The following is an 8261-nucleotide window of genomic DNA, read 5'->3' as shown; positions in this document are numbered from 1 at the left end:
GCTTTTCAGCAAGGTACTTCTTCGGTAATTTGCGACGTTCAGCTTTAAGGCGGATAATTTCATACATAGGCGTAAGGGACATGGCTTGGTTGGTTGTGTTTTGTTTTGTCATAATGTTTTCCTCCTTTGTTTTTTGATGGCTTGAGCCACCAACTGAAGTCGGAAGGCTGAATTTTTTCCGATTTCTTAGGAGCCACCGAATGGCTGCATCAAGCGTAGGGCAAGGAATTGCCTGCAATAGCTCAAAATTTTTTGTAGCAAAGCGCACTCAACAAAAAAATTTGACGTTCCTTGCGCTAGGATTGCCTGCACTTAGTTAGCGGTAGGTTAGGCAGAATCTGACCTGCAGCTCGCTTAGTGCGGTTGCTAGCTATTAAAGTGGCGAAAGAAATCGAAAAAAAGCAATAAAAAAGAGACTGCCCTCGCAGTCTCTACCTCTTGCCCTTATGCTTTTCGCCTCGTTTGGTATGGCGCCCCCAGCGCAAATTCAACAGGAATCTAGGCGCTGTAGCTACAAGCGTACAGCGCCTGATTATCGGGGAATTTAATGCCAAAGCGACACGTATCCCTTCAAGCCAAGCGTCTTGTGCTGGCTATGAGAGGGTAGTGGATGGCGACTAGAATCATATTTTGAACTTTTTATTTAATATTTTTTAGATTTATTTATTACTTTTACAATTTCTGTGATAGGTTAACTCGAGTTAATTCAAATCTCAGAGTATATCGTACTTTAGATTTCTCATATTATTTTCTTATGTAATCTTGTCTAAAGCCTTTATTTTGATAGCGTTAGATTTAAAGATATCTGAATCTAAAATTTATTTATTGATTACAAAGATAGTTACCTTACGGTTTTAATCTTTATAGTGTGTCCTAGGTATGCCATAATGTAATTTGTTTTTTGAATAAAGTATTCTTAGCAATAATTTAGCTAAAATTCCCGTAGATAATTTGGTCAATATGACAAATTACTTTTCTAAAATCAGCATCATAGTTTTGATTATCTAATGTTTTTAATAACTTATAAACATCTTCAATATTAGCCTTAATAAAATCTCTATCTAAATGTGTAATACACTGTAATATGGATATTCTATTATTAATAACGATTGCAGTATTAATAAGTTCATTTAATCTATACTTTAGTAATTCTAATAAAAAATATTTTAGTACAGTATTTTTAGAGGAAAGTAGAACGCTTTTTTTAGTACAATATGCATCAATAAATTGATTTAAATTCTCATTATTTAACTCAAAGTTTGAAATAATATCTGGTTGAAAAAAATACTCATTATTGACTCCAATACTAACTTTATAATTTTGCTGGGTAGTAATTCGAGATTTAATGATACTTTTTGACGCATCACTTGTATCAACCGATTCAACTAGTGCATCAATTTTTCCCTTAGCCAAACCATTAAGAAAATAATGAATAGGTAAAATTGTACTTGCATTTTGAACTAAAAATTTGATTGCAGATTCTTTATATTCACAATCACTCTGATATAGTAATGGTTCAATAATATCTCTTCTTGTCAGAATATCTTTTGTATATTTGGTTTCAGTGCTAAAAGAAAGACCAATTATATTGCTTATATTATCAAAGTCGTTTAGCTTATGGATATCAGTCATATTTACATTCAATAATTTAGGATTATATACTTGACTAGAAACAAGTTTATATACATTTGACTTTAGATATTTTAGGAACTTGATAGGTAACTTTTGAATTTTACTGGTTGCTAATAAATTATATAGGATAGAGAAGTCCTTTAAATAAAAAGTCTCAACATCAATAAACAACCCTTCTCCTAAGTTTATTCTCTCTACTTTCATAAAGTCATTCTCTGTATCATTTCTTCTTATAAACCAGATTCTTTTAGAAAGTTCTTCAACTTTTTCGTTAGGTAACATTTTTATAATCGATGTCAATATGCTGAGAACATTTTTATCACTTAAACTATAACCTAAAAAAATAATTGGGTATTCCAAAAACAAAGTTAACAGCTTTGCATTTAGATAAAGCTCTCTTAGTTCAAAATTTTGATAATCTGATTGTGTAATAACAAGACTATTTATATCAGTAACACAACCATGTATTTTGTAAATCTCGCCAACAGCTCCTAAATTCGTGGATAGCAATGATTGTTGACCTATATATACGTCATAATCAGGGAACATCTTTTCCAAGAAGGTATCATAATTAGTCGTAATGATAGCTGATGGACTAGTTTTTTTAAGTTCTTGAATTTCAATGTTATCCTCAAATGTATCAATGTGACTCAACATATAATCATCAATTATCTGAGTAATTCGTTTCTTAAAATAATAAACCTTATCTTTATTTGGCTCCAATTCTTTATCAGATAATTTTTCATAGTACATTTCACATAACTGTTCGGCTAATTTCTCTAATTCATAAATACTCCCGTTTTTATACGCTTGTAAATAATAGTCAAAATTTCTATCCCACGATTCTCTAACCTCTCTTAACAACCCTTCCCAGCTAGGAGCATTAAAATATCTCATAGATAAACCAGTGCCTACAAAAAATATTGGAGAAACAGCTATTTGTTCAATTTTCGACTTTAAATTTTTGAATAAATCAAAATCAGTTTCACTTTTATTCATACAACCCCAACCTTTAATTTAATTTATTAGAAAAATTATATCATACACCTATAATTTTCCACATAATTAAAGTAATAATGTAACTAAAGTGGAGGGGTTCATAATATCAAGTTTTATTTTACATGAATCCATTTATCAATTATCCATCGAGCATAACCAACCTTTACCTTTTTGTAAGTTTTAAATTTATCACATTGTTACACGTTGCCTTTTGCCTTTCTAATCATGTTCTTCCTTATCGCTCAATACTTCTACTCTCTATATTAACACCCATCTCTCTCCCTTGCAGCAGTCCTTCCTGCGTCATCAATTGGTTTACTTTATGTTTTCCTTCAGCCAAATCTCCATACGTTGCAATGACAGTACCTGTGTCATTATGCGTTAGCTTAACACCATCGTTTCCGTCTTGTAGCGTAAATAGCGTAAACTGTTCATTGAAACGCTTAAAGTGTTTCTTAGCTTGGTCAGTAGTATCCAGCACATTGAGCAGTAGCACATTACGCTGCTCTAAACGGTCTGTCTTCACTAGCATACCTTGGTCATCAAAAAGCATTTTGGCAACAGGGTGGTATTTTAATAAAGCGATACTATTTGTAGTACGGTCATACGCTTCGATTGCGGTTAGTGGTGCAATTCTACAATGGCTGGCAAATAGACACGTAGTTGCGCTTGTGAAAGCAATACGCTGTAGGACTGGCTCGTTTCGTTAACCTTTTGTGCGAGATTTTGCGAAAGACAAGGGTACGTGGGCCGATCTACAATCGTAATAGTTTGTTGTAAGGTTTCACGGATTTCTTTCAGCGCTTGTTTCATCGTCTCAGGTGACTTTGCCCACGTAGCAATATAGCCAAGTGAGTACGCATTCGTATCAAATCCAAGGTGCGTCATCATACTATAAGCTACGGCTTCAGCCTGCGCTTCTTTGTGACCACGTGGCAAGTTGGTATAAGCACTATTGGTATAGTGTCCTTTTTGCACGCAAAAACTAAAGCCCTCACCCTTCTACATAATGTAAAAGGGCAAGGGCTTTTCATTTATAAGACAGATTTTGTCCTAGCCTCTTGTCGTTATATTATAGATGCTTACCGCTTAAATCATAATGTTAAATCTTTCATTATGTTCTTTTCATACAAGACAAATGGCTTCACATTCATCTATTGGCTTTTCAAAAAAATGTTGATTTGGCTTTAAACAATGTATCATTGCTTTATATTATTCTGTTCTTCCGCATAACTTAAATAACGTCGGTTCACTGTAGCCTTGCTGACATCATAGCCTAGACCATTCAATGTTGTGGTGATTTCCTGAAATGTTAATCCTGCATCTCTTAAGCGTACAATCTCATCAATTGGTACTTCAATACGTGGCTTGCCTTCCAAATTACCCCGATTACGTAAATTGTCTTGAGGACGATACCCTTGTTCAACCGCACGCTTCATACCTCTTTTAATTTTAGCATTATGAATTTTACGTTGGTATTCTTCCACTATGGCTAAAATCTCTAATAGCATGGTATCCATATCATTCATCTGTAATGGCCCAGCATCATTCATACACAGTACTTGTGCTTGTAGCTTTTGTATTAAATGTAAAACTGCGACTCTCGCATTACCACGGCCTAAACGTGTTTCATCTTGTACTAGCACATAGGGTATATTATGTTCTTTAACAAAATCTAACAACATAAGTAAGCCATCACGGTCTACTTCATAACCGCTAAATTGATCTTCAAATACGGCTTCTACAACCAAGCCCTGTTGGTTAGCAAATTGCCTTAACTCTTCCTCTTGTCTAGCTAAAGAAGTTGCCTGTGTCTGTTTCGTTGTACTTACTCGACAATATAATACAGCTTTTTGTACCATCACTCATCACTCGCTAACTGAACACCATCTATTTCTACTACTTTACTTTTACTCACTGGTACTACAATTGAATGCCCAACTACTATTGTATCATTGGCTAATTTATTTTCGACTTTTACTAAATCAACCCATTGTTCTGTTGTTAGTTCACCTTTATATTGTTGGGCTAATGTTACTAAATTATCACCCTCTTGAATATTAATTTCATCATAAGCTAAATCCTTCGGAAGTTGCGACCAAATCACAAGAAACATCACCGTAAATAACGCTAAAAAGAAAGACGCATTAGGAAATTTTTTAATAATAATCATGTATAACCGCTCCTCTAAGAATGTTTGTTCGTAAATATTTGTTTTTATCATAATGCGAACATTTGTTTTTGTCAATAACTTTTACGAACTTATGTTTGATTTAAAACTTTTTTACTGTTATACTGTGAACTAATCATATATGGTACATATTTTTAAAATTATCGAGAGGTGAGAACAATGAAAAAAATCTCTAAAAGACAAGAAGCTATTTTAGAATTCATTAAAAGTGAAGTCAATAGCAAAGGTTATCCGCCATCTGTGAGAGAAATTGGTGAAGCAGTTGGTTTAGCATCCAGTTCCACTGTACATGGACATTTAGAACGCTTAGAGTCTAAAGGCTATATTCGTAGAGACCCTACTAAACCTAGAGCTATTGAAGTGTTACAACAAGATGATGGTATTGCCAAGCCAGGCGTCATTCATGTGCCACTCGTTGGTAAAGTAACAGCCGGTTCTCCAATCACTGCCATTCAAAATATTGAAGAATATTTCCCTCTTCCTAACACATATGGCACTGAAGACCAACTCTTTATGCTTGAAATTATGGGCGACTCTATGATTGAAGCTGGTATTCATAATGGTGACTTAGTCATTGTCAAACAAAAATCCACTGCTTCTAATGGCGATATCGTAGTGGCTATGACAGAGGAAAATGAAGCTACAGTAAAACGCTTCTTTAAAGAGAAAGACCACTTCAGATTACAACCAGAAAACAGCACAATGTCACCAATCATTGTGGACCAAGTTTCCATTCTCGGTCATGTGGTTGGTTTATACCGACAAGTACATTAACGTATGCAAGAGCGTCTCTTACCTATTGGTAAAGCGCTTTTTTATGTTCTCATCCTTATTTCTATGTATTAGCTTACTTGATTTATGATGTATGCACTATTGAGGAATGTTAATTATTTTATATTTATCATATATTAAAGTGAAAATTACTGTCTACAGACATAAAGAAGCACACTTGCCTAGGCAGGTGTGCTTCTTTATGTCATTTAGTTTTCTCTTCGTACTCTCTGACTATCGATAAAAGATAAAATAAAAATAGCGAGCATTAAACCTGCACAAAAAGGAGCTAGATATGATAAAGGCAATGGTAAAAACAAGCCAAGTATACTAAGACCTGTTACAATAAGCATAGCGATGAAGGCATTAGACTTCTTGATTTTTACATAACTCATGCCGACATATAATAGTATATTACAAGCAAAGCCTGCAATAATAGCAAGTACCATAGTGTACCTCCTAACAAAATTATGTAACGTAATCGTATACTACAATGATTTAGAGAGCAAGGGAGAGATGATAATGTTTAGAGCCACTGCGGAACATGTTGAAGAAGTTACACAATTAGCCAAAAAACTTTGGCCTGATGCAAGTTTACTTACATTAACAAAAGAAATTACACATGTAATCGAAACAGATGATAATGTCGTATTTTTACAAGTAGAGGGACAACAACCCGTTGCCTTTGCACATGCTACTTTACGTACAGATTATGTAGAAGGCACTCATAGTTCCCCTGTTGGTTATTTAGAAGGGATTTATGTAGAGCCAGAATTCCGTAATCAACAGATTGCAAGACAACTTGTCGTAGCATGTGAGCAATGGGCTCATAATAAAGGTTGTACCGAATTTGCCAGTGATTGCGAATTGCATAATGAAATTAGCTATCATTTTCATAAAGCATTAGGTTTTATCGAAGTGAATCGCATCGTATGCTTTACTAAAAAAATATAAAAATGAACTAACATGCCATCAGATGACACCACTTCTTGATGGTATTTTTTATAACAAAAGGAATGCTCCAAACTAATATCTTGAATTCAAGATATTTTTATGATAAACTGACTTTACTAACATTTTAGGAGGAATTTACATGCTAAAAGGGATTCATCACGTTACAGCTATGACAAGTAGTGCAGAAAAAATTTATGATTTCTTTACGTATACTTTAGGGATTCGTCTTGTAAAAAAAACAGTGAATCAAGATGATATTCGTACGTATCATTTATTCTTTGCGGATGATGTTGGTGCGGCTGGTACGGATATGACATTTTTCGACTTCCCTAACAATCCAAAAGGTACACATGGAACAGATGAATTAGCACGGACTGCTTTTCGTGTCCCATCCGATGAAGCGTTACAATATTGGCAACAACGTTTTGAGAAATACGATGTAAAACATGAAGCAATCTCCACACAGTTTGGCAAAAAAATATTAAATTTCTCTGACTTTGATGAACAACAATATCAATTAATTTCAGATGAAAAAAATACAGGCATAAAAAGTGGCACACCTTGGCAAGATGGCCCCATCCCTCTACAATTTGCTATTACAGGCTTAGGGCCAATGACAATTACTGTGTCAAACCTTGATTATTTTAGTAATATTTTAACACGCGTCTTTGAGATGTCTGTTATTGCTGAAGAAGGGATGATGAAGCTTTTTGAGATGGGCGATGAAGGTGGTAATGGTGCGCAAGTCATTGTTAGACATGACACATCATCTCCTACAGCACGCCAAGGTTATGGTGCTGTCCATCATGTAGCCTTTCGAGTAGATAACAAAGAAGATTTGACACATTGGCAACGTAAACTTGAAGACTTTGGTTATCGTACTTCAGGATTTGTGGATCGCTTCTTCTTTGGCTCATTGTATGTACGTGCTACACGTCATTTATTATTTGAAATTGCTACAGATGGGCCAGGATTTATGGGCGATGAACCTTATGAAACATTAGGTGAAAAATTATCACTACCTCCTTTCTTGGAGAGCAAACGTGATGAAATTGAAGCTATGGTGCGTCCCATCGATACTGTAAGAAGCACTAAAACATTTAAAAAAGAATAATCATCCAAGCAGCTTAAACAAAAAGGTTAGACCAATCATATTTCGGTTTAACCTTTTCTGTTACTTAAACGTATAGCGTAAGAATTTTATTTACTTTTTAAAATAGTGTTGACATTTATCACATTCCCCGTTATGCTAATTACCAATTATAAAACTTATAGCTTTGATGAAGAAGAGTAACATCATTATTCTGTTTTAGAGAGTCAGCGGTTGGTGAGAGCTGATAACATGATTTGATGTGAATGGGCTTCTGAGCTTCTAGTCCGAACTTAAAGTAGGCGCTAGCGATTATACTTTATCGTTACACAAAGTAAACCATTGATTGATGGTTTTGAGCGAGTCTTTTTTGACTAATTAAGGTGGCACCACGGCATCCCCGTCCTTTACTGACGAGGGGTTTTTTTGTGTCTATATATAACACGTTGACAAAGAGAGTAGATAAACAAAGGGATTTTTAAGCGAGCTGTGATAGTGAGAGACAGCAAATACCTGTTTATTGAAGTGGACTTTGGAGTGATTCTTTGAACAAAAGTAGGAGAATCCGGTATGCACCGTTATCGCAAAGTGGAAATGCATGATTGTATTTCAAGTGAGGTGGTA

General features: G+C 34.7%; 9 protein-coding genes and 2 other annotated features (1 of these 11 cut by a window edge). Of the genes, 3 read left to right on the top strand and 6 right to left on the bottom strand.

Annotated features, from left to right (window positions below):
• Nucleotides 1-927 precede the first annotated feature (927 nt).
• From IEW44_RS08110 to yneA, 5 genes are all read right to left on the bottom strand, one after another.
• Entirely contained in the window at nt 928-2631 is a 1704-nt protein-coding gene (locus IEW44_RS08110) for an SIR2 family protein (RefSeq protein ID WP_188614543.1), read from the bottom strand.
• 235 nt (nt 2632-2866) lie between these two features.
• Entirely contained in the window at nt 2867-3163 is a 297-nt protein-coding gene (locus tag IEW44_RS08105) for a hypothetical protein (protein WP_188614542.1), read from the bottom strand.
• Nucleotides 3164-3252: 89 nt separating this feature from the next.
• Complete coding sequence (locus IEW44_RS08100; RefSeq protein WP_188614541.1) at nt 3253-3609, bottom strand: hypothetical protein; 357 nt, start codon at nt 3607-3609, stop codon at nt 3253-3255.
• 221 nt (nt 3610-3830) lie between these two features.
• Entirely contained in the window at nt 3831-4493 is a 663-nt protein-coding gene (locus IEW44_RS08095; protein ID WP_188614540.1) for a YneB family resolvase-like protein, read from the bottom strand.
• A complete protein-coding gene (gene yneA / locus IEW44_RS08090) occupies nt 4493-4804 on the bottom strand; it encodes a cell division suppressor protein YneA (RefSeq protein ID WP_188614539.1) in 312 nt (103 codons plus the stop codon). Before yneA ends, IEW44_RS08095 begins: the two co-directional genes overlap by 1 nt.
• A gap of 177 nt (nt 4805-4981) precedes the next feature.
• Here yneA and lexA point away from each other — a divergent pair, with 177 nt between their 5' ends.
• Nucleotides 4982-5596, top strand: coding sequence for a transcriptional repressor LexA (gene lexA / locus IEW44_RS08085; protein WP_188614538.1), 615 nt, complete (start codon nt 4982-4984; stop codon nt 5594-5596).
• 206 nt (nt 5597-5802) lie between these two features.
• Here lexA and IEW44_RS08080 read toward each other — a convergent pair whose 3' ends face one another.
• Complete coding sequence (locus IEW44_RS08080) at nt 5803-6042, bottom strand: hypothetical protein (protein ID WP_188614537.1); 240 nt, start codon at nt 6040-6042, stop codon at nt 5803-5805.
• A 73-nt stretch (nt 6043-6115) separates the two neighbouring features.
• On the opposite strand from IEW44_RS08080, the gene aac(6') reads away from it, so the two are divergent.
• Entirely contained in the window at nt 6116-6547 is a 432-nt protein-coding gene (aac(6'), locus tag IEW44_RS08075; RefSeq protein ID WP_188614536.1) for an aminoglycoside 6'-N-acetyltransferase, read from the top strand.
• Nucleotides 6548-6680: 133 nt separating this feature from the next.
• Nucleotides 6681-7661, top strand: a complete 981-nt coding sequence (locus tag IEW44_RS08070) for a ring-cleaving dioxygenase (protein ID WP_188614566.1) — start codon at nt 6681-6683, stop codon at nt 7659-7661.
• Between the two features lie 154 nt (nt 7662-7815).
• Nucleotides 7816-8048: a binding site (T-box leader), on the top strand.
• Between the two features lie 26 nt (nt 8049-8074).
• Nucleotides 8075-8261: a binding site (T-box leader), on the top strand; it runs 23 nt beyond the window's last position.

This window comes from Lysinibacillus alkalisoli, from assembly GCF_014643595.1.
Lineage (GTDB): Bacteria > Bacillota > Bacilli > Bacillales_A > Planococcaceae > Metalysinibacillus > Metalysinibacillus alkalisoli.
This window is presented reverse-complemented; position numbering and strand designations above follow the sequence as displayed.